The organism is Symbiopectobacterium sp. RP, from assembly GCF_050472005.1.
Lineage (GTDB): Bacteria > Pseudomonadota > Gammaproteobacteria > Enterobacterales > Enterobacteriaceae > Symbiopectobacterium.
This window is the reverse complement of sequence record NZ_JBGOGS010000002.1, coordinates 733,280-748,377: the sequence shown is the minus strand read 5'-3', so window position 1 is coordinate 748,377 and position 15,098 is coordinate 733,280. Positions and strand designations below refer to the sequence as shown.

The following is a 15,098-nucleotide window of genomic DNA, read 5'->3' as shown; positions in this document are numbered from 1 at the left end:
CGGATTAACCGAGCCCCATTGTTTGCTTTCGCAGCTACTTGTCAGGTAAATTCTTCCGGGATCCTTCGATTTCCCGAATGCTTCGCTTGTCGGCGTTACACTTCTCAATAACGGTCAGCAATTCTTCATTCAGCGCTACGCTCTGGCCGTATGTCATTTGATGAGCGATTTCAGGCGCTGGGCAGTCCTGTAGAAGTTCAGCGGGGATCGGCACGACGGGTGCCGTTACGTATTCTGTCCGCGTGCTCTCGCAGCTTGTTAACGACATCATCAGGAACAGGCCGACTAGCACACTCATCAGTCGATAATTTTTCACGGATGTAAACCCCGGTATTTTCCGACCGCTGCTGTATCTGCTGTTTTTCATCGTGATTGGCCTGTGTGATGGCGGTGAAGATGCGCATCGACTGGATCACATTTCCAGCGATGGTTTCGGCCTGCTTTTGTTGCCGCTCTGCTGCTTCGAGGTCTTTCGCTTTATCACTGTATGCGTCGTGGTAGTAGTAGACGCCAAATGACAGTGTAGCCAGCAGAGCAACGAGAGCGGCGTAGAAATATAGCCTCATACGCCCAGCCCCCAGCACGATAATTCCGCCTCCTGGTCACGCCGCGCTATCTGCCCGTAACAGTTATTGGCGCGGATACGGCAATCTTTGCCTCCGTCCCAAATCCAGCGCTTAATCTCTTTGCAGGCACCAATGAGATCGCCGGCATTCAATTTGCGGTAGAACGTTGAGGTGAAGCAGTTACCGGGACCGATATTCCACGGACAAAATGAGGCAATGCCGACTTTCTGAGTCTCAGTGAGCGGCACTTTAACGTTGCGATCCACCCAATCGAGCGCCTTTTGCTGTTCTGCGGCATCAATCTTTGCGCACTGCCCGGCGGTCAGCTTCATGCCCTTCACTACCGGCTTGCCATCTACCCGTGTCACGCCACCGCAAATCGTCCAGATGCCGCCGCCGTCAGGATAAGCGTTTATACGCATCCCCTCTTTTTCAGTCTGGAATTGCGCCATCATCACGGGAGCAGTCGCGCCAGCAGCGATGAGCGCCAGCATTGCCGCACTGAGTTTGCTTGCTTTTGACATTACGCACCGCCTTTTTCCCTCAGCTGATACTCCTTCCTGCGGTAGTACCAGTTGATAGCAAAAGTGCCGATTGTGCAGACCATACCGACAATAATAGCCCAGTCACCGAGCGTTAACCCGGCCATTTTGTCTGCAAGCAACCATACGCTCTCTGTAGTTGATGCGGCGTAGGCTCTGGCAGACGCGCCAAGGCCCATTAAGCCCGTCCCGCTTCCGTATGAAAGCCTGCTGTAGAGAGTGCTCATTCGTGTCATACCCTCACCTCCCGGCAGGGATGGCGCTGTGTGTTATAGAAAGGGGAAATAAAAAAGCCACGCATAAGCGCAGCCTTAAATGTGGTGGAACCCGATAGAATCGAACTATCTCCTGATGCTCTTCAGGCATCCGCGCGAACCATCTACGCCAGAGTTCCAGATGCAAAAAGCCCCAACCACCAAAGTGAGTTGAGGCTTAATGTCCTGCGCGCTTTTGCCGCAGCATGGGGGTATTATGTGGCGCGCCGGCGCGCCAGTCAAGCATTTAACTGATCGTTTGATCAGTCATTTAGCATCATTCCGTCAATGGCGTTGTAGAAATTGCTGGATATCCGCTTGTTGCCATCGTGCTAAGGTATTCGTCAGCAACAGATTGTGCGATTGATTGGTTTCATTAAGTAACTGCTTCATTTCTGATACCACGGCATCCGCATCCTCACGATTCTTGAGAACTCGCCGGACAGCTTGCCTTTCAGCGTCGTACATGACTTCTTTCAGCGCATTAGTGAAACTGTAAATGCGTTGGCACTCTTCCGCGAAGATAGGAATATGACTCACTCCAAAGTGCTGTGGGGAAGAGACGCCCGCCGCATAGCGCAGTGCGTGCCAAATGGCATTGCTCCATGAGCGCTCGAATCGAAAGCCGTTCGCCATGCCCCAGATAAGCCGTGCAAGATGGGATGTATCGTCGTCAGTGAACAACTCTAGCGCCTCAGGCTGATGAACAGGCTGGCCCACTTTGCTGTCGAGGATATCCAACACCCATTTGCGGAACTCTTTGGCTACAGGGGTACGGGCAAACATGGCGACGAGATGTGCACCGCGCAGGGAAAATATGCGGGTCTTAATTTTACGTAAACTATTGTTTATTCCATCGGTGGTTGATTCGACCACCAATGACATGCCTGTTGCGAATTCGTCTTCGTTGCTGTTATAAAGCCCGGAAACTGCTTTTGGATCTGCATACTTGAGCGCTTTAGCAAGCTCGGCAGAGGTGAACCAGATCTGCCCGTTGTGAGCGATGGTTTCAAGAACGGTATTGCGGAACATTAAGGTTGTCATAGTAATGATTTCCTTGTTAGTTAAGGAACATCACCACCTTGAGACGCTAATCTAGAGGGTGATGAGCTGGATGGAGTTAGCGTAACCGGCTAACAAGGACCCGGCGAGCCTTGCGGCTCCCCCATCCAGCCCACCATTATTCTGATATGGCGGACTGACGCATAAAAAAAACACGCTGTAGGCGTGTTATGCGCCTTGTTAGTCATCCGGAACGCTAATCCCGACACCTGAATTTGCAGGTGCAGATTGACTATAGCGCATGGGTTATTCTTCCGTCAACAGGATTACTGGGTTACACTTAGCCTAAAACAGGAGGATCCGCCATGGGCCAAGTTGCATTTGATACATTGCAAGCATCAGAAGAGCTTCAAACCGCCGGGCTTACCAGTCAGCAGGCCAAGGCGATTTCGCTCGTCGTACGCAAATCTCATGAGGTGGCGGATGTGGCTACCAAGGCTGATATTGCAGAGGTAAAGCGCGATATAGCTGACGTCCGTAAAGATATGGACGCTCGCTTCGAGAAAACTGACGCCAAGATAGATTCTCAAATCGCTTTAGTGCGCAAAGATTTGCAACTTGAAATGGCAGGCATTCGCTCCGAGCAAAAACTCATCCGCTGGATGCTTAGCGCACTTGTTGCTGGAGTAGCCTCTTTAATCATCAAGGCTTTCTTTGTAGCCTCAGTGTAACATCAAGCAGCCTCCAAAAGTTCAGCCACGCGGCCTGCAACGTAGGCTTCGGCCCTTTCGAGTACCTTGCTCACATAAGAGTGGTGGCGGTGTGGTTGCATGCCCTCGCCTATCGCCCTGCACGACGCCTTCCCTTTGTAGTACGCCACCACGATATCGTAGCCCAGCGGGTCGAAGTGCTTGAGCCGCCCTACCGCCCGGTCGACTGCCTCCCCATCCTCATCAGACAGCATGGGGCGGATATCGCTGCTGGCCGGGACGAGGGGCCATGCTGCCTTGTACTCGGTGCCAATGCGTGAGCCGCTCCAATTTCCCCATGCCGTCAACAGGTATCGAATATCTCTCATTTTACCGCCCCCCAGTTTTTGCCGTTCCGGATGCTGTAGATATGCTGCTTGCTGGTCTCAAATTTCCTCGCCACCTCCGCCACTGGCATACCGGAGGCCAACAGTGTCCGGATAAGCGGAATATCTTCCGCCGTCAGTTGCACACGCTGTCTCATGCCGCTTCCCCCATCCGATAAGTAATGCCCTCCTGATACCAGGGTGGTAGCGTGAACTCGATTCGCCAGATATTTCCGCCGGCGCGTAATTCCCGCAGTCGCTTGAGCTCAGTTTTCATGTGCTGATAAATCTCATCCATCTGCCACGGCTTTAACCGCACCGGCACTGCCGCCAGATGCGCCACGCGGTCAATGACCATCTCCCCATAAGTGATGTTGGCGTGCATCGTGAACTCATACGGGTCTTCACCCAATTTACGGTGGCAGCCCGCGCAGTGTGCGAAGGCGTTGAAGGGATGGTAGCGGGTCGCTTTGTGTCGGCGGGACTTGAAGTGGGAGCAATGGAGATTACCGTGGTCGTGGTGAAAATAGTTACCGCAATAGTCGCACTGCCAGTTAGTTCTCTCGCGCACAAGCTCAGAAAATACCGCGTCGTGCTTATCGCGTTTTAGTGCCATAGCTACCCCCACATCTTGTTGAGCATTGAGCGTGGTGTTGGTTTGAGGTACTGCTGTTCGGGAAGGGTGACAACGACATCCCAATATTTGGGGTCGCGGCTCAGTGACCTGGCAGCGCGATAGCCGTTGTCTTTGTAGTGCCTGACGAGTAGCTCCGCCTCTTCACCGGTTAACCCGTCGTACCTGAAACTGGTTTTCTTCATCCGACTCTCCCAAAATAATCCCCGGAATAACGCACCTCCCGCCGCCTGACGCCGTTGCCGACCGACCAGGCCTGGGCATACTCAATCAAACTGTTCATGCGCTTTACGCCCATCTGAGCCGTGCTCTCGCGGATGCTGCAAAACTCCCCCTCCAGCCCCGTCACCACCTCCCCCGGCCTGCCGGTAGCGATGGCATGTCCCGAGACAAACAGCGCCTTCCAGTCCAGCAGCGAGTGGGGTTTATCGGCCCACACCACCTGACGCGAAACATCGGTGCATAACGCATGGAACAGGTCGTTCTGCGGTAATGTCCGTTTAGCATCGTTGACGGTAATTTCGAGAGGGCGGTGTGGGTCGGTGGGCAGGGAATCAATAAAGGCTTTCAGGTTTTTTCGTATTCGTTCATCACGCAGCAGGAAGCGTGTTTTATCCATGTCACCCTCCGCTTCTGGCGCGAAGCATTCTGTCCTGCTCTATCAACTTTCCAATAAGTGATAGAATGAAGTTGATTTTTTGCTCGCCATGAGTTATCTCATAGCGTTGTAACAACGCCACCTCTGGCCTGTCCGCGTTACTCAATATCGTGGATATATCATTCAAATAGGGAGTTAACTTATTCATGGGTATGCTTTCCTTTAATACAACCTGTCCTCACTGTTTAAGAGAAAAGGCAGTTCTTATTGGTTTAAATGAACAAAAAAGGGGGACTACTGATATTTATGATGTGCACTTTGTATGCAATAGTTGCAATAAATCAGGAATAGCCGCCGTCAAAAGCACTACGGGTCATGGCCCTTTATTTTTAGTGAGGAATAATAGAAAGAATATTTTGGTACCCGATCCTTCTAGCACGTACTCACTTTATGAAATTTACCCTAAAATTGAAATTAATAGGGCTCCAGACAATACCCCAGACAGAGCCGCAAGATTTTATGTTGAATCAAAGACCAATTTGCAAAGAGGTAATTTTGAAACAGCAGTGATGCTTTGCAGAAAGGTTATTGACATTGCCACCAGAAATATTCTCGGAGAAGATTCAAATAAAGAGAAACTCTCACAAAGAATATCCATGCTTCATGGCAAGGGGTTAATCACAGAACAGATGAAAGACTGGGCTCATATCGTCCGAATTGATTCAAACGGCGCTGTCCACTCCGATGAAGAATTTACCCAGGAAGAAGCTGAAGAAATGATCGGATTCACTGAAGTCTTCCTGCTTTATGCGTTTACCCTCCCAGCGATGGTTGAGGCGAAGAAACACGCTCGGGAACAGCAATGATTATTCACCCCGGAATTTACCCCCCCAAACCAAAAGGGCTGCCATTGCCAGCAGCCCCACGATGCATTCTGTTAGATAGGCTGTCATTCCTATTGCCCTCGCTTTAAAAACCCATAACTTCTTTCAGCGGCTTTCCGTGTATCCCTTTTCATCACTCCTCCTGTTTGTTTGCCTAGACGTTAGCGCCCTTGGCGTACCTGCGCTGTCCGTTTTCTTGCTGTGGTTTACGGTGTAAGTGAGGGGATGTAGGTCTCAGAAATGCGTGATTGGCTGATGATAGACTTGATGTGAATTCAAGGGATAAAAGATAGAATTCGACGATCGGTTTCTCGGGTCTTGATTTGCAATCTCGATCAGTTTATTATTTCCTCATCGACTGTACGAGGCTTTGTTATGAAAACCAAAAGCTACACCATCGAATCATTCAGAGACTTCCTCGAAGAACTACCAAGCATGAATATCGTTAATGATGCTACAGCCAGGAATCTTCGCGACTCTTCCCTTCGCCTTCTTTCAGCGCTTGGCGATAACGTTACTGGCGGGGACATCCGCGAGTATAGCGTAGCAAGTATGGCTGCATCATACGCTGAATCAGCAGAAGCTAAACCATCTGAGTCCTCTTTACAGGCTTACAAAAGCCGAATGCAGAGCGCTATTGATAAGTTCATTGCCTATCAGGATGGCAGTATTACACATCAAGCTGATATCACTACACAAAAGAAGGGGCGGAAGAGAATGGCACCGAAAAAGAAACAAGGCGATGAAGAGATTGTTGGCATTAAAACATTCGAACTCCCCATCCCTTTGCGCGGTGACCTTATTGTTACCATCGGCAATCTTCCGCGAAATCTAACGAAGGAAGAAGCAAAGCGAATCAGTAATATCATAGAGTCTTTCGCTATGATAGAAGACCCTATAAAAGAATAAAGCCCCGTTTGCAGCAGGGCTTCATATTGGCGGGAATATTTGCAGTATTCCCTGTGTATGGAGGGTAAACCCAACCGCTACACCAGAACATGATGTAAATCGCGACGATTTCATCTAACACATGTTTAGGGTAGCGGTTCTCCCAACCCATTACAACCCTGACAGGTTTACAGGGGTGTAAAACTGATAAAGGAGAAAAGCATGATGATTCATGATGTAAATCGCGACGATTTCATCTACGAACATGACAAGCCAGTGTATGTACGCAGCTACTGCCGCATTCGCTTCGGTGAACTCGAAAATGTTCGTCAGCATTTCCGCTCTTATCCGACCTGCTAAAGATAATCCCCACCCGGCCCCGCGCCGGGTTTTTTGTGCCCTATTCCCAGCATTTCGAACTACCTCAAATTCCTGGGTAGTTGCCCAATCGATTTAGGTACCACCAATTTCATCGTAACTCACTGATTATAGTGTGCAGGATCTGCATGCCTCCCGATATGGGCACCACCTGAATATTTTCGTTACTCCTGCATATTTTAGTTGCTCCTGCACCTTTTCATCACTCCTCCTGTTTGTTTGCCTAGACGTCAGCGCCTTTTGCGTACCTGCGTACGCTGGTTTCTGTCTGCTGCCTTGTCGTGCACTTCTCCCGCGCTTCGTCCTGGTCGCACTCAATGAAATGACCGTTAACGAATCGCTGATAGACGGTGCCGAGTGAGCCAAAGCGGTTTTTTGTGACGATGATTTCTGCGAATGGAGCGGCGGGTGAATTCTCGTTATACACCGCGTCGCGGTAGAGCATGATGATTGAGTCGGCATCCTGTTCAAGGCTGCCAGAGTCACGCAAATCGGCGTTGGTCGGGCGCTTGTTAGGTCGCTTCTCAACGTCTCGTGATAGCTGACCAAGCGCGATCACTGGCGTTCGCAGCGTCTTGGCCATTGCCTTTAGGCTCCATGAGATATGGGCTATGGCAAGGTCGTTACGCTCCGCTTTCGGTTTGGCGATCAGCCCGAGATAGTCTGCCATGATCAGCGATAGCGCTGGGTGCTCCTGTTTGTGCCGCCTGGCAATGGCTACGATTTCCTCCACCGTCAGGCGGCAAGCATCGACGACCCATACGTCAAGATCTGCCAGTCGGTTAATCCCGTCAACAATCCTCACCCATCCCTCATCGTCAAGGTTTGAAGGGTTACGCAGCAGACTTACCGACATCCGCCCTGCCCCGGCTATCGAACGCTCAGCTACCTGTAGGGAACTCATTTCCATGCTGAAAATCAGAACGCCCCTCCGCTGGTTCTCCCCGGGTAACTTCCGGTTTGCCACGCCTTCGGCAACCTTAAGCGCCAGTTCAGTTTTCCCCATTCCGGGGCGAGCGGCGACGATCACTAAATCCTCAGCGTTCATCCCCCCGGTGATCGCGTCCAAGTCGTCAATGCCTGTTTTCAGCGTGTCGGACTCTTCCCCGTTTTTCAGGCGGCGCGCTAACGTGTTGGTGTATTCGGAGATGATGTCTCCAAGGCGAACCGGCTTCACTTCCTGCTTCGGCTTTCGAATGCCTGACAGTCTGCCGATAAGTTCGTCCATCGCCACGGTAGCCACTTCAATCGATGAATTTCCGATTGTCCCGCGCATCTCGTCAACAGCCGAAACGAACATCCGGCGCTGGTACATTTCAGTCACCGTGTCGGCATAGCCCCGCAAGTTTGCGGCGCTGGGGCAGCTACGCGCCGTTTCCATGATGTCGGCAAAATGCTCATCGCCACATTCCTCGGCAACCATCAGGGAATCAATCATGTTTCTGGTGCGAGCCTGTTTACGGATCACCTCATAGGCTCGTTTGTAAATCGGGATCTCGAAGGTTTCCGCCTCCAGCGTTGCCAGAACGTCAGTTGCCGTTGGCGTTAAACCGCCGATCAGCAAACCACCAATCACGCTGGCCTCGATATCCTGTCTCATAGCGTACCCTCCCTGATTTTCGTCAGGGTCTTGCGTTGAAGCAGGTAATCAAAATTAGCCACCCAGCCGCGATCGTTGTCGCCAAAGTGGAACGGCCTGGCAGCAGCCATAAACGCCCTGACGTAAGACTTGAAGCCGTCCAGGTTTGGCGTAGCCAGAGATTTAACCAGAGCAGCAAGTTTCCGTTTTCGCTCGTCATTGGCTTCAACAGCGTGAGGCAGTCTGTCACCCACGGCTTCGTTGTAGGCGTTCAGGTAGTCGTCGTATTTGATTGGGTTTGATTTTCGTTTAGAGGGTTTACCCCCCTTCACACTTTCACCCGTAGGGGGTAAGGGGGTATTATTTATTTTATCTTTAAAGATATCTTTTGTGTGTTCCGTTTTGGTAACACTCGGTGTATCCAATTTGGTAACATTTTTTGTTCCCGATTTGGTAACAATGTTATCTATTTGGGAACACTCCGGGATCTCCCATTCTGATATGTTTTTGTTTGGGCCAATTTTGCTTCCGTCTTTCACCAGAACTTTCATGGCGATAAGCTCATTTTTGGCAATGTTGGCCTTTGGCCTGCTGATTCTGCAAAGCTCGGCTAATTGACTGTCAGCAATGCGATCCATTTTCTTCTTGAAGCCGTATGTCTTTCGGCATACAGCGTGTGCCACCTTGGCTTGATTGCGTGTCAGATTAGCGCCGATCAGTTCTTCGTAAAGCTCCATCGCCAGCATGATGAAGCCATCATCAGTGTCAGCCACGTGATGCTCCTGTTGCCCCTGCTCAGGTCCGGGGAATTTGATTACCTCAGCAAAGGTGTTCATGCGCCCTCCTTGAGATAGATGATCCAGTGAGTCTTATCAGACTTCCCTGTGCGCTGGCCAATCATAGGTTTCGCGTCGGTCAATGCCGTAACTTGGCTTACTGGGATCTGAGTTTCGTTCCATTTGAAAATCAGCACACTCAGCGGGCGCAGTACACGGAACGCCTCAACGAAACCGGCGCGGATGTCATCACGCCATGTCTCACGATTCAGTGCGCCGTATTTCTTGCGCATCCATGCGTTTTCACCGATTCTCTCAAGATGTGGCGGATCGAAAACGACAATCGGGAAATGGTTGTCGGGGAATGGCAGGTTGCGGAAATCAGCGATGATGTCAGGGCTGATAATCAACTTTCTACCATCGCACAGCGTGTGGTTCTCGCTGCGAATATCGGTGAACACAGCTCGTTTATCTTGCTTGTCGAACCAGAACATGCGAGAGCCGCAGCACATATCCAGTACCTGCGCTTCTCCTGCCTGATTTACATAATCTTCCTGTAGTGACATAATCACTCCGGTTAGAAGTCCATATTGAATTGCTGAGAGCCATCGGCAGCCACCGCTGGCTTTTTCTTTTGCGTCAGAATCTGTGCGACTTGCTTGGCCAGATGCGCTAGCTCGTCGTTGTTAACTCCCCACTCCAGAATCGCTAGAGCCAGACTCATCAGCCCGAAAAACGAGTGCTTCTCCTTCCCTTTGGCGACTTTCATCCGGCTTACTTGGGATTCGTCTACGTTCAGAAAATCAGCGAACTTTCGTTGACCGAATACCGCCAGCTTGCTTAGAAGCTGCGATTCAATCTGGCGTGCTTTCTTGCGTGTACTTGTGATGTCCATTTGTGATACTTTCCTTATTGAAAAAAACAGGTTATCGGATGCACGTGTAGAGACACGGCACCTGTGTTTTGGTGATCAACAGACGTGACGAAGCCGTGAGGCAGTCACAGTGAGTTTGTTACTGTGGGATGTTGCGTTCGCCACGTTGTCGGTGGCTTCCGTAGGACGAGTGTCCGTTGTAGAGCGGTACTGCTGGTTAGGCTGCGAAATTCGCCTGATGGCGTTGGTTCGGGAACGGCTTGATTTCTTCAGCCTCAACTTCGCCATTAGGGTACACAGTGACTGTTATCTGCCTTCCTGTTTTTAATGCTTTGCAAATTGCGGCTTGGCGGATACCTAATGCTTGTGCTGCCTTCTTTTGCCCATGTAAAGACGCGTATTGGTTGAGTGTTAAGCGGTTCATTAAATAACTCCTTTGCTGTTCCGATGGAAATATAACTTTTTGTTATTAATAAGTCAACACCGTCTGTTTTTGTTTGATATTCCAATTGGTGATATCATTTTTATATGAAAAAGAAAACATTAAGTCCTGAACAGCTTGAAGATGCGATGAGGCTCAAGAGCATTTTTGAGTTAAAGAAAAAAGAGCTAGGCTTTTCACAAGAGTCTATAGCCCATGAGCTAGGTATGAGGCAAAGCGGTGTAGCTCAACTTTTAAACGGAGTAAATCCTTTGAATATGAGCAATGCGGCAAAATTTGCTAAATTGTTAGGTGTATGTGTTAATGACTTTAGCCCAACGCTTGCAGAAAAAATTGCGGAGGTGTCTGAATCTATAAAACCAGCTCAAACTCGAAATTTGAGTAGAGAAGAAGAAAGGCTTCTTGATATGTTTTCTAGCCTACCCAAAAGGGATAAAGAGATGTTTTTAAGTCAAATTAGTGAAAGGAAGGATGAAGTTGATCAACTGTTTGAAGAAATCATAGAAGCAAGAAAGAATCTTAAAATCAATTAATTACACAATGCAACATGGCTAAACTCGAAAGTTCATTGTCTCCTGCACACCTGCTTTTTCCTTCCCGCATCATTCCATCATGACCCCAAATGCCCCTAAATTCTTTGGCAAATCAAAAATATAATTAAATGTTATAAAATAAATAACAAATAGTGTTGACCAAGAAAATAACAAAAGGTTATATTTATCTCATCACCCCACCAGACAGCCTACAGGCAGACGGTGGACCAGCAACCCGCAACGGCAATACCCCGGCAGGCAAGACCTCGAGTTACCCGCCGATTGCCTGAGCGTAAGTAGCCAGCCCGAGGCACAGGAACATGACGGCGGTTGTGGCAGATTTAGTAGACAACAAAAAAGCGCCCTACTGGACGCTTCGCTCTTTAACAATCTGTATCCCCAACACAATGCCAGACTGGTAGTAAGAGCAAGCTGGTTGCTCAAATTTATCGACCACCTCCGCTAAATCGGGATCCGTATCCGGCAACCTGTGTCGGTTTCTTGGGAGGGAGTTTATTCATCTTGAAGTCACTTTTACATTCGGGGCAGTAATGAACATGAAATCCACTCATCGCCGTAGTCGTTACGCCAAGCTGAAGTATCGATATTTTATTTTGATGAAAACAATGTGGGCAGGCATTCACCGCGGTCTCACCATCACTCAAAACAATATTCTTCGAATAAACAAGCGTACCCGAATCAACTTTATTCAGAGAATAATCTACCGCCTGAACTTTAAAGTTTTCGAACTCTGCAATTTTTGCTTTGAGAGATGTATTCATTTCCTGGTAAGTGCCCACGAGCTCAACGAGAGATATGCATTCACGCTGAATAGACGCAAGTTTTGAATTTAACTCACTAACCGCCGCGTTTACTTCGGCCTCGGTTTTGGCGTCATTGATCAGTTTGGCAAGTTGCGCAGTTTCACGAATTGCAGCCATGGCCACAGATAATTCAGCGATCACTTTGAATTCTCTTCTGACTGTTGGGGATATCCAGATTAACGCATTCCTGTCTGTTGGGAAATAGCAGGGACCACTGCCGCCTGAGGTGGAGAAGTAAACCAGGCATTAAACCAAAGCAGATTAATGAGTCTGCTCTGTTTTCACCGCTCTTTTTACAACGAGCCTCGCGCTCTACGGAAGGCACCGACAACGTGCCGAACCTTTGCCCAGATGTTTTTGGGGTGTGGTGGGCTGAATAAAAATTATAGCCAACACCAGGACTATACCCGTTCACCACACCACCAAAACCATCTATTGGAGGGGAGCATGGCTACTATCATTTACCGTAAATCCGTTAATCCCGTTAATTGTGTTAGCAAAACCAACGCCGCTATTCGCCGTCATGCCAGACGCAAGGCAGAAGCCATCCGGCGTGAACTGGTGACATCCCGTATCGATAGGGTATTGGGGCAGAAGCCAGAGAAACGCAAAGCGCTTAACCGAATCGAATTAGCCTTCAAGCGCAAACGGGCGCCACGAATTAATTTCAATTTACTGGCTAGATTCAGAGAGCAAATTAACCGTTTCGCCGAAAAGTACGACAGGGTTAAGCGTCTTAACCATCGCATCTGGTACAGCAAGCCGAAAACCGAGTATGGCATTACCGCCAGAGCAAGGCAGACGCATACATCGTGGGGTGTTCGTAAAGTTTGAGGAGAGGTCTTATTGCCTGCAGCAAGTCGTCATATCCCCAGCAGGTCACAGCAAGTCAGTTAACGTAACAGCGAGGTAAGTATGCAAAACGATGACATGAAAGAGTATCGCAGAAAGTTGGGGGAATTCTTTTATCCGTTCCTTGGAAATGTTGAGTTAGGGAATGTTTCAGCATTGGAAAACACCACAACCCTCATTGATGCATTTATTAATTTCAATGAGATTGGTTATTTTAACCGACCGACTAAAGTTGGAAACACCAAAATTGGCGGACAAACAACGCCGCCACAGGGTAAGCCAGAGGCAGTTGGAGGGCAGGGATTGCAGGCAGTCAGTCCATTCCCAGAACCAATGCAGAGCGCTCCAGAAACTAACTCAGGGGGCGATTGTTAAATACCCCGACCAGCGGTCAAATGAGCACACGATAATTTGCGGGCTGTCGTCTGAAACCTGCAACGCCACACGCTGAATGCTATCTCTAACCGCTTCAATAGGTTGTGTGAGATTGGCTACATAGGTTCCCGTGGGTAAAGAACTCACCCTGCCACTTTCTCCGATTATTTCTTTACTGAACCCTATGCCACGCATCATTTCGTGCAAAAGCTCGTATTCATTCGCATCACCGCCAGAAATTTCAACCCTAGCTATGTAGCTGCTCATATCTAATTCCTTATTTTGACTGTGGAAAGCGAGGAAACCCTCGCCGCCTGAGAGGGTCACCACAGCAGACACTTAACACGGAGACCAGCATGCAAAAGCTCATTGACGAATTCGACCACCTGATAGCGCCGGGGACGATTGTTACTGATATCATCCTGTCGGGCGTTGTAGACGACTGCGGCTATTTAATGCAACAGAATGATACCCCTGACTTTTTCAGCGTCTATATCCGAGGCAGCGACGGCTTGCTACAGGCCATCGGTGACCTCTCCGACCGTGAGGACGCACTCGCTTATGCCGCGAGGATGCTTGAGAAATATCAAGCACAACTCACGGACAATACCCGGAAGTTATTAAACGATTGAGGTATGTATTTATGGAAAATGAAAATCGGACCACGATTAAAGCATGCTTAAAACCAATTGCCCCTTCTGATTATGATGAGTGGTGTGATGCCTTGGAATGGCTAGATAAAAACGTCGTAGATTTTCCAACAGCCATAGAGAATGACATAAACAATAATGTTTCACCCTGTATATTTAAGAACTGGTGCTTTATCGAGACTATTAATGGTGAAATAGTTTTCGCCAATGGCTTAATACCATGCATTGATGTGAAAGATTTAAAGGAGTACAGGGAATTTAATAAAAAATGGCAGATGATGTAGATATAGCCGGCCAGAACGAAGAAGCCTTTCGCCAACACCTGAGCACCAATCATCGAGAGAAGGAATTACCGGTTAACGGGCGCTGCTATAATTGCGAGGGGCCAACCGAGGGTAATTTCTGCTGCAAAGAATGTCGAGAAGATTGGGAGAAGTGAAAATATTTTGATAACCAACGGAGGATTGAATGATGCAACTTAATAAACCTTATATCACGACCTTCAATCACCCTAATTTCGGTGACATGGTCGCTGTCACCAACGGCAGCAATAATATTAATGATTCACGTTATTTGATGAGCATCAATACTCACCCATATGACGACCACGAAACATTGGTATACAAATCAACCATCGCCTTTCTGGTGGAGGAAAATAAGTGGCTTAAAAAGCAGGTGAAAAAATTAACGGGTATCCATGACTGAAACACTTTCAGCATTCCCATCATCCGCTTATCGCCGCAATCTCCCCCCCATACTCAATAACGCCATCGGACGGTGGTTTTTTTACGCCTGAATCCAGGGAATTTTAAATGAAAAAATTCGAACTCACTGCCGAAGTGAAAGCGTTTTTCGGCATCAAATTGTTTCGCATTAAAGCGCTTATCGCCTTCGGTAATGTTCGTGCTGGCGAATTAGGCGGCTGGGTAAAAAAAGAATCGAACCTGGCTCAGAACGGCAATGCGTGGGTGTACGGCGATGCGCGGGTGTCCGGCAATGCGCTGGTGTACGGCAATGCGCGGGTGTACGGCAATGCGCGGGTGTACGGCGATGCGCGGGTGTCCGGCGATGCGCGGGTGTACAGCGATGCGCGGGTGTACGGCAATGCGCGGGTGTACGGCGATGCGCGGGTGTCCGGCGATGCGGACTGGATCACCCTATCCCCCATTGGCTCAGAAAACGGAGTACTAACCGCATTCAGGAAGAAAGACGGCAGTGTCATTGTTAGGCGCGGGTGCTTCTCTGGAACTATTGAAGAATTCGAATCGGCAGTTAATAAGCGCCATTGCGACAATAAGCACGGTGAAATTTATCGTCATGTCATTTCGTTGCTGAAATTACGGTTTAACCTGTCATAAAGAGATGAATATTT

General features: G+C 49.0%; 29 protein-coding genes, 1 tRNA gene and 1 pseudogene. 13 read left to right on the top strand and 18 right to left on the bottom strand.

Annotated features, from left to right (window positions below):
• Positions 1-34: 34 nt before the first annotated feature.
• The 6 genes from lysC to ACD630_RS22365 form a co-directional block, all read right to left on the bottom strand.
• Positions 35-268: an Rz1-like lysis system protein LysC gene (gene lysC / locus ACD630_RS22390; RefSeq protein WP_430361248.1), complete on the bottom strand. Its 234-nt coding sequence runs from the start codon at positions 266-268 to the stop codon at positions 35-37.
• A complete protein-coding gene (locus ACD630_RS22385; RefSeq protein ID WP_430361322.1) occupies positions 198-566 on the bottom strand; it encodes a hypothetical protein in 369 nt (122 codons plus the stop codon). Before ACD630_RS22385 ends, lysC begins: the two co-directional genes overlap by 71 nt.
• Positions 563-1,090, bottom strand: a complete 528-nt coding sequence (locus tag ACD630_RS22380; protein WP_430360689.1) for a lysozyme — start codon at positions 1,088-1,090, stop codon at positions 563-565. The genes ACD630_RS22385 and ACD630_RS22380 overlap by 4 nt, the downstream gene beginning before the upstream one ends.
• Positions 1,090-1,344 (bottom strand): phage holin, encoded by a 255-nt coding sequence (locus ACD630_RS22375; RefSeq protein ID WP_430357700.1) that lies wholly within the window; start codon positions 1,342-1,344, stop codon positions 1,090-1,092. The genes ACD630_RS22380 and ACD630_RS22375 overlap by 1 nt, the downstream gene beginning before the upstream one ends.
• A gap of 82 nt (positions 1,345-1,426) precedes the next feature.
• Positions 1,427-1,502, bottom strand: a tRNA-Phe gene (locus ACD630_RS22370).
• A gap of 145 nt (positions 1,503-1,647) precedes the next feature.
• A complete protein-coding gene (locus ACD630_RS22365; protein ID WP_430360688.1) occupies positions 1,648-2,394 on the bottom strand; it encodes a BRO-N domain-containing protein in 747 nt (248 codons plus the stop codon).
• Positions 2,395-2,729: 335 nt separating this feature from the next.
• Here ACD630_RS22365 and ACD630_RS22360 point away from each other — a divergent pair, with 335 nt between their 5' ends.
• Positions 2,730-3,095, top strand: coding sequence for a hypothetical protein (locus ACD630_RS22360; protein WP_430360687.1), 366 nt, complete (start codon positions 2,730-2,732; stop codon positions 3,093-3,095).
• Between the two features lie 2 nt (positions 3,096-3,097).
• Here ACD630_RS22360 and ACD630_RS22355 read toward each other — a convergent pair whose 3' ends face one another.
• Genes ACD630_RS22355 through ACD630_RS22335 form a run of 5 tightly spaced genes read right to left on the bottom strand, consistent with a single transcriptional unit; the run spans position 3,098 to position 4,692 of the window.
• Complete coding sequence (locus tag ACD630_RS22355) at positions 3,098-3,442, bottom strand: antiterminator Q family protein (protein WP_430360686.1); 345 nt, start codon at positions 3,440-3,442, stop codon at positions 3,098-3,100.
• Positions 3,439-3,597, bottom strand: coding sequence for a helix-turn-helix domain-containing protein (locus tag ACD630_RS22350; protein ID WP_430360685.1), 159 nt, complete (start codon positions 3,595-3,597; stop codon positions 3,439-3,441). Before ACD630_RS22350 ends, ACD630_RS22355 begins: the two co-directional genes overlap by 4 nt.
• Positions 3,594-4,055: a hypothetical protein gene (locus ACD630_RS22345; RefSeq protein ID WP_430358832.1), complete on the bottom strand. Its 462-nt coding sequence runs from the start codon at positions 4,053-4,055 to the stop codon at positions 3,594-3,596. The genes ACD630_RS22350 and ACD630_RS22345 overlap by 4 nt, the downstream gene beginning before the upstream one ends.
• A 2-nt stretch (positions 4,056-4,057) precedes the next feature.
• The gene (locus tag ACD630_RS22340; RefSeq protein WP_430360684.1) at positions 4,058-4,258 is read right to left on the bottom strand and encodes a hypothetical protein; all 201 of its coding nucleotides are present in this window, start codon (positions 4,256-4,258) and stop codon (positions 4,058-4,060) included.
• Positions 4,255-4,692, bottom strand: coding sequence for a recombination protein NinB (locus ACD630_RS22335; RefSeq protein ID WP_430359960.1), 438 nt, complete (start codon positions 4,690-4,692; stop codon positions 4,255-4,257). Before ACD630_RS22335 ends, ACD630_RS22340 begins: the two co-directional genes overlap by 4 nt.
• Positions 4,693-4,877: 185 nt before the next feature.
• Between ACD630_RS22335 and ACD630_RS22330 the strand changes: the two genes are divergently transcribed.
• The 3 genes from ACD630_RS22330 (at position 4,878) to ACD630_RS22320 (ending at position 6,803) form a co-directional block, all read left to right on the top strand.
• Entirely contained in the window at positions 4,878-5,537 is a 660-nt protein-coding gene (locus tag ACD630_RS22330) for a DUF4145 domain-containing protein (protein ID WP_430360683.1), read from the top strand.
• Between the two features lie 393 nt (positions 5,538-5,930).
• Positions 5,931-6,464, top strand: coding sequence for a hypothetical protein (locus ACD630_RS22325; protein WP_430360682.1), 534 nt, complete (start codon positions 5,931-5,933; stop codon positions 6,462-6,464).
• A gap of 204 nt (positions 6,465-6,668) precedes the next feature.
• The gene (locus tag ACD630_RS22320; RefSeq protein WP_430360681.1) at positions 6,669-6,803 is read left to right on the top strand and encodes a hypothetical protein; all 135 of its coding nucleotides are present in this window, start codon (positions 6,669-6,671) and stop codon (positions 6,801-6,803) included.
• Between the two features lie 241 nt (positions 6,804-7,044).
• Here the strand turns inward: ACD630_RS22320 and ACD630_RS22315 are convergent, their stop codons facing one another.
• The 5 genes from ACD630_RS22315 to ACD630_RS22295 all read right to left on the bottom strand — a co-directional run bounded on the left by ACD630_RS22315 (position 7,045) and on the right by ACD630_RS22295 (position 10,474).
• Entirely contained in the window at positions 7,045-8,421 is a 1,377-nt protein-coding gene (locus tag ACD630_RS22315) for a replicative DNA helicase (RefSeq protein ID WP_430360680.1), read from the bottom strand.
• Positions 8,418-9,236, bottom strand: coding sequence for a replication protein (locus ACD630_RS22310; protein WP_430360679.1), 819 nt, complete (start codon positions 9,234-9,236; stop codon positions 8,418-8,420). Before ACD630_RS22310 ends, ACD630_RS22315 begins: the two co-directional genes overlap by 4 nt.
• Positions 9,233-9,742: a class I SAM-dependent methyltransferase gene (locus ACD630_RS22305; RefSeq protein WP_430360678.1), complete on the bottom strand. Its 510-nt coding sequence runs from the start codon at positions 9,740-9,742 to the stop codon at positions 9,233-9,235. The genes ACD630_RS22310 and ACD630_RS22305 overlap by 4 nt, the downstream gene beginning before the upstream one ends.
• An 11-nt stretch (positions 9,743-9,753) precedes the next feature.
• Positions 9,754-10,071, bottom strand: coding sequence for a CII family transcriptional regulator (locus ACD630_RS22300; RefSeq protein WP_430360677.1), 318 nt, complete (start codon positions 10,069-10,071; stop codon positions 9,754-9,756).
• Positions 10,072-10,267: 196 nt separating this feature from the next.
• Complete coding sequence (locus ACD630_RS22295; protein WP_430360676.1) at positions 10,268-10,474, bottom strand: Cro/CI family transcriptional regulator; 207 nt, start codon at positions 10,472-10,474, stop codon at positions 10,268-10,270.
• A gap of 104 nt (positions 10,475-10,578) precedes the next feature.
• Here ACD630_RS22295 and ACD630_RS22290 point away from each other — a divergent pair.
• Positions 10,579-10,848: pseudogene (locus ACD630_RS22290) on the top strand (helix-turn-helix domain-containing protein); the annotation flags it as partial.
• Between the two features lie 332 nt (positions 10,849-11,180).
• Entirely contained in the window at positions 11,181-11,315 is a 135-nt protein-coding gene (locus tag ACD630_RS22285; protein ID WP_430360675.1) for a hypothetical protein, read from the top strand.
• Positions 11,316-11,471: 156 nt separating this feature from the next.
• On the opposite strand, the gene ACD630_RS22280 is transcribed toward ACD630_RS22285, so the two are convergent.
• On the bottom strand, positions 11,472-11,990 hold the full coding sequence (locus tag ACD630_RS22280) for a hypothetical protein (RefSeq protein WP_430360674.1): 519 nt from the start codon (positions 11,988-11,990) through the stop codon (positions 11,472-11,474).
• 306 nt (positions 11,991-12,296) lie between these two features.
• Between ACD630_RS22280 and ACD630_RS22275 the strand changes: the two genes are divergently transcribed.
• Together ACD630_RS22275 and ACD630_RS22270 are read left to right on the top strand one after the other, a co-directional pair.
• Positions 12,297-12,683, top strand: a complete 387-nt coding sequence (locus ACD630_RS22275; protein WP_430360673.1) for an antitermination protein — start codon at positions 12,297-12,299, stop codon at positions 12,681-12,683.
• An 81-nt stretch (positions 12,684-12,764) separates the two neighbouring features.
• Complete coding sequence (locus tag ACD630_RS22270) at positions 12,765-13,076, top strand: hypothetical protein (RefSeq protein WP_430360672.1); 312 nt, start codon at positions 12,765-12,767, stop codon at positions 13,074-13,076.
• On the opposite strand, the gene ghoS is transcribed toward ACD630_RS22270, so the two are convergent.
• Positions 13,059-13,343 (bottom strand): type V toxin-antitoxin system endoribonuclease antitoxin GhoS, encoded by a 285-nt coding sequence (gene ghoS / locus ACD630_RS22265; protein ID WP_430360671.1) that lies wholly within the window; start codon positions 13,341-13,343, stop codon positions 13,059-13,061. The genes ACD630_RS22270 and ghoS overlap by 18 nt on opposite strands.
• A gap of 89 nt (positions 13,344-13,432) precedes the next feature.
• Here ghoS and ACD630_RS22260 point away from each other — a divergent pair, with 89 nt between their 5' ends.
• From ACD630_RS22260 to ACD630_RS22240, 5 genes are all read left to right on the top strand, one after another.
• Positions 13,433-13,708, top strand: a complete 276-nt coding sequence (locus tag ACD630_RS22260; RefSeq protein WP_430357719.1) for a hypothetical protein — start codon at positions 13,433-13,435, stop codon at positions 13,706-13,708.
• An 11-nt stretch (positions 13,709-13,719) separates the two neighbouring features.
• A complete protein-coding gene (locus ACD630_RS22255; protein WP_430357720.1) occupies positions 13,720-14,010 on the top strand; it encodes a hypothetical protein in 291 nt (96 codons plus the stop codon).
• On the top strand, positions 13,995-14,165 hold the full coding sequence (locus ACD630_RS22250) for a hypothetical protein (RefSeq protein ID WP_430357721.1): 171 nt from the start codon (positions 13,995-13,997) through the stop codon (positions 14,163-14,165). The genes ACD630_RS22255 and ACD630_RS22250 overlap by 16 nt, the downstream gene beginning before the upstream one ends.
• A gap of 29 nt (positions 14,166-14,194) precedes the next feature.
• Positions 14,195-14,431: a hypothetical protein gene (locus tag ACD630_RS22245; RefSeq protein ID WP_430357722.1), complete on the top strand. Its 237-nt coding sequence runs from the start codon at positions 14,195-14,197 to the stop codon at positions 14,429-14,431.
• A gap of 107 nt (positions 14,432-14,538) precedes the next feature.
• Positions 14,539-15,084, top strand: coding sequence for a hypothetical protein (locus tag ACD630_RS22240; protein WP_430360670.1), 546 nt, complete (start codon positions 14,539-14,541; stop codon positions 15,082-15,084).
• Positions 15,085-15,098: the final 14 nt, after the last annotated feature.

Bases quoted from the DNA above. Each gene is read 5' to 3' on its own strand.
- lysC (WP_430361248.1), bottom strand. From the start codon at position 268: ATGTCGTTAACAAGCTGCGAGAGCACGCGGACAGAATACGTAACGGCA.
- ACD630_RS22385 (WP_430361322.1), bottom strand. From the start codon at position 566: ATGAGGCTATATTTCTACGCCGCTCTCGTTGCTCTGCTGGCTACACTG.
- ACD630_RS22380 (WP_430360689.1), bottom strand. From the start codon at position 1,090: ATGTCAAAAGCAAGCAAACTCAGTGCGGCAATGCTGGCGCTCATCGCT.
- ACD630_RS22375 (WP_430357700.1), bottom strand. From the start codon at position 1,344: ATGACACGAATGAGCACTCTCTACAGCAGGCTTTCATACGGAAGCGGG.
- ACD630_RS22365 (WP_430360688.1), bottom strand. From the start codon at position 2,394: ATGTTCCGCAATACCGTTCTTGAAACCATCGCTCACAACGGGCAGATC.
- ACD630_RS22360 (WP_430360687.1), top strand. From the start codon at position 2,730: ATGGGCCAAGTTGCATTTGATACATTGCAAGCATCAGAAGAGCTTCAA.
- ACD630_RS22355 (WP_430360686.1), bottom strand. From the start codon at position 3,442: ATGAGAGATATTCGATACCTGTTGACGGCATGGGGAAATTGGAGCGGC.
- ACD630_RS22350 (WP_430360685.1), bottom strand. From the start codon at position 3,597: ATGAGACAGCGTGTGCAACTGACGGCGGAAGATATTCCGCTTATCCGG.
- ACD630_RS22345 (WP_430358832.1), bottom strand. From the start codon at position 4,055: ATGGCACTAAAACGCGATAAGCACGACGCGGTATTTTCTGAGCTTGTG.
- ACD630_RS22340 (WP_430360684.1), bottom strand. From the start codon at position 4,258: ATGAAGAAAACCAGTTTCAGGTACGACGGGTTAACCGGTGAAGAGGCG.
- ACD630_RS22335 (WP_430359960.1), bottom strand. From the start codon at position 4,692: ATGGATAAAACACGCTTCCTGCTGCGTGATGAACGAATACGAAAAAAC.
- ACD630_RS22330 (WP_430360683.1), top strand. From the start codon at position 4,878: ATGGGTATGCTTTCCTTTAATACAACCTGTCCTCACTGTTTAAGAGAA.
- ACD630_RS22325 (WP_430360682.1), top strand. From the start codon at position 5,931: ATGAAAACCAAAAGCTACACCATCGAATCATTCAGAGACTTCCTCGAA.
- ACD630_RS22320 (WP_430360681.1), top strand. From the start codon at position 6,669: ATGATTCATGATGTAAATCGCGACGATTTCATCTACGAACATGACAAG.
- ACD630_RS22315 (WP_430360680.1), bottom strand. From the start codon at position 8,421: ATGAGACAGGATATCGAGGCCAGCGTGATTGGTGGTTTGCTGATCGGC.
- ACD630_RS22310 (WP_430360679.1), bottom strand. From the start codon at position 9,236: ATGAACACCTTTGCTGAGGTAATCAAATTCCCCGGACCTGAGCAGGGG.
- ACD630_RS22305 (WP_430360678.1), bottom strand. From the start codon at position 9,742: ATGTCACTACAGGAAGATTATGTAAATCAGGCAGGAGAAGCGCAGGTA.
- ACD630_RS22300 (WP_430360677.1), bottom strand. From the start codon at position 10,071: ATGGACATCACAAGTACACGCAAGAAAGCACGCCAGATTGAATCGCAG.
- ACD630_RS22295 (WP_430360676.1), bottom strand. From the start codon at position 10,474: ATGAACCGCTTAACACTCAACCAATACGCGTCTTTACATGGGCAAAAG.
- ACD630_RS22275 (WP_430360673.1), top strand. From the start codon at position 12,297: ATGGCTACTATCATTTACCGTAAATCCGTTAATCCCGTTAATTGTGTT.
- ACD630_RS22270 (WP_430360672.1), top strand. From the start codon at position 12,765: ATGCAAAACGATGACATGAAAGAGTATCGCAGAAAGTTGGGGGAATTC.
- ghoS (WP_430360671.1), bottom strand. From the start codon at position 13,343: ATGAGCAGCTACATAGCTAGGGTTGAAATTTCTGGCGGTGATGCGAAT.
- ACD630_RS22260 (WP_430357719.1), top strand. From the start codon at position 13,433: ATGCAAAAGCTCATTGACGAATTCGACCACCTGATAGCGCCGGGGACG.
- ACD630_RS22255 (WP_430357720.1), top strand. From the start codon at position 13,720: ATGGAAAATGAAAATCGGACCACGATTAAAGCATGCTTAAAACCAATT.
- ACD630_RS22250 (WP_430357721.1), top strand. From the start codon at position 13,995: ATGGCAGATGATGTAGATATAGCCGGCCAGAACGAAGAAGCCTTTCGC.
- ACD630_RS22245 (WP_430357722.1), top strand. From the start codon at position 14,195: ATGATGCAACTTAATAAACCTTATATCACGACCTTCAATCACCCTAAT.
- ACD630_RS22240 (WP_430360670.1), top strand. From the start codon at position 14,539: ATGAAAAAATTCGAACTCACTGCCGAAGTGAAAGCGTTTTTCGGCATC.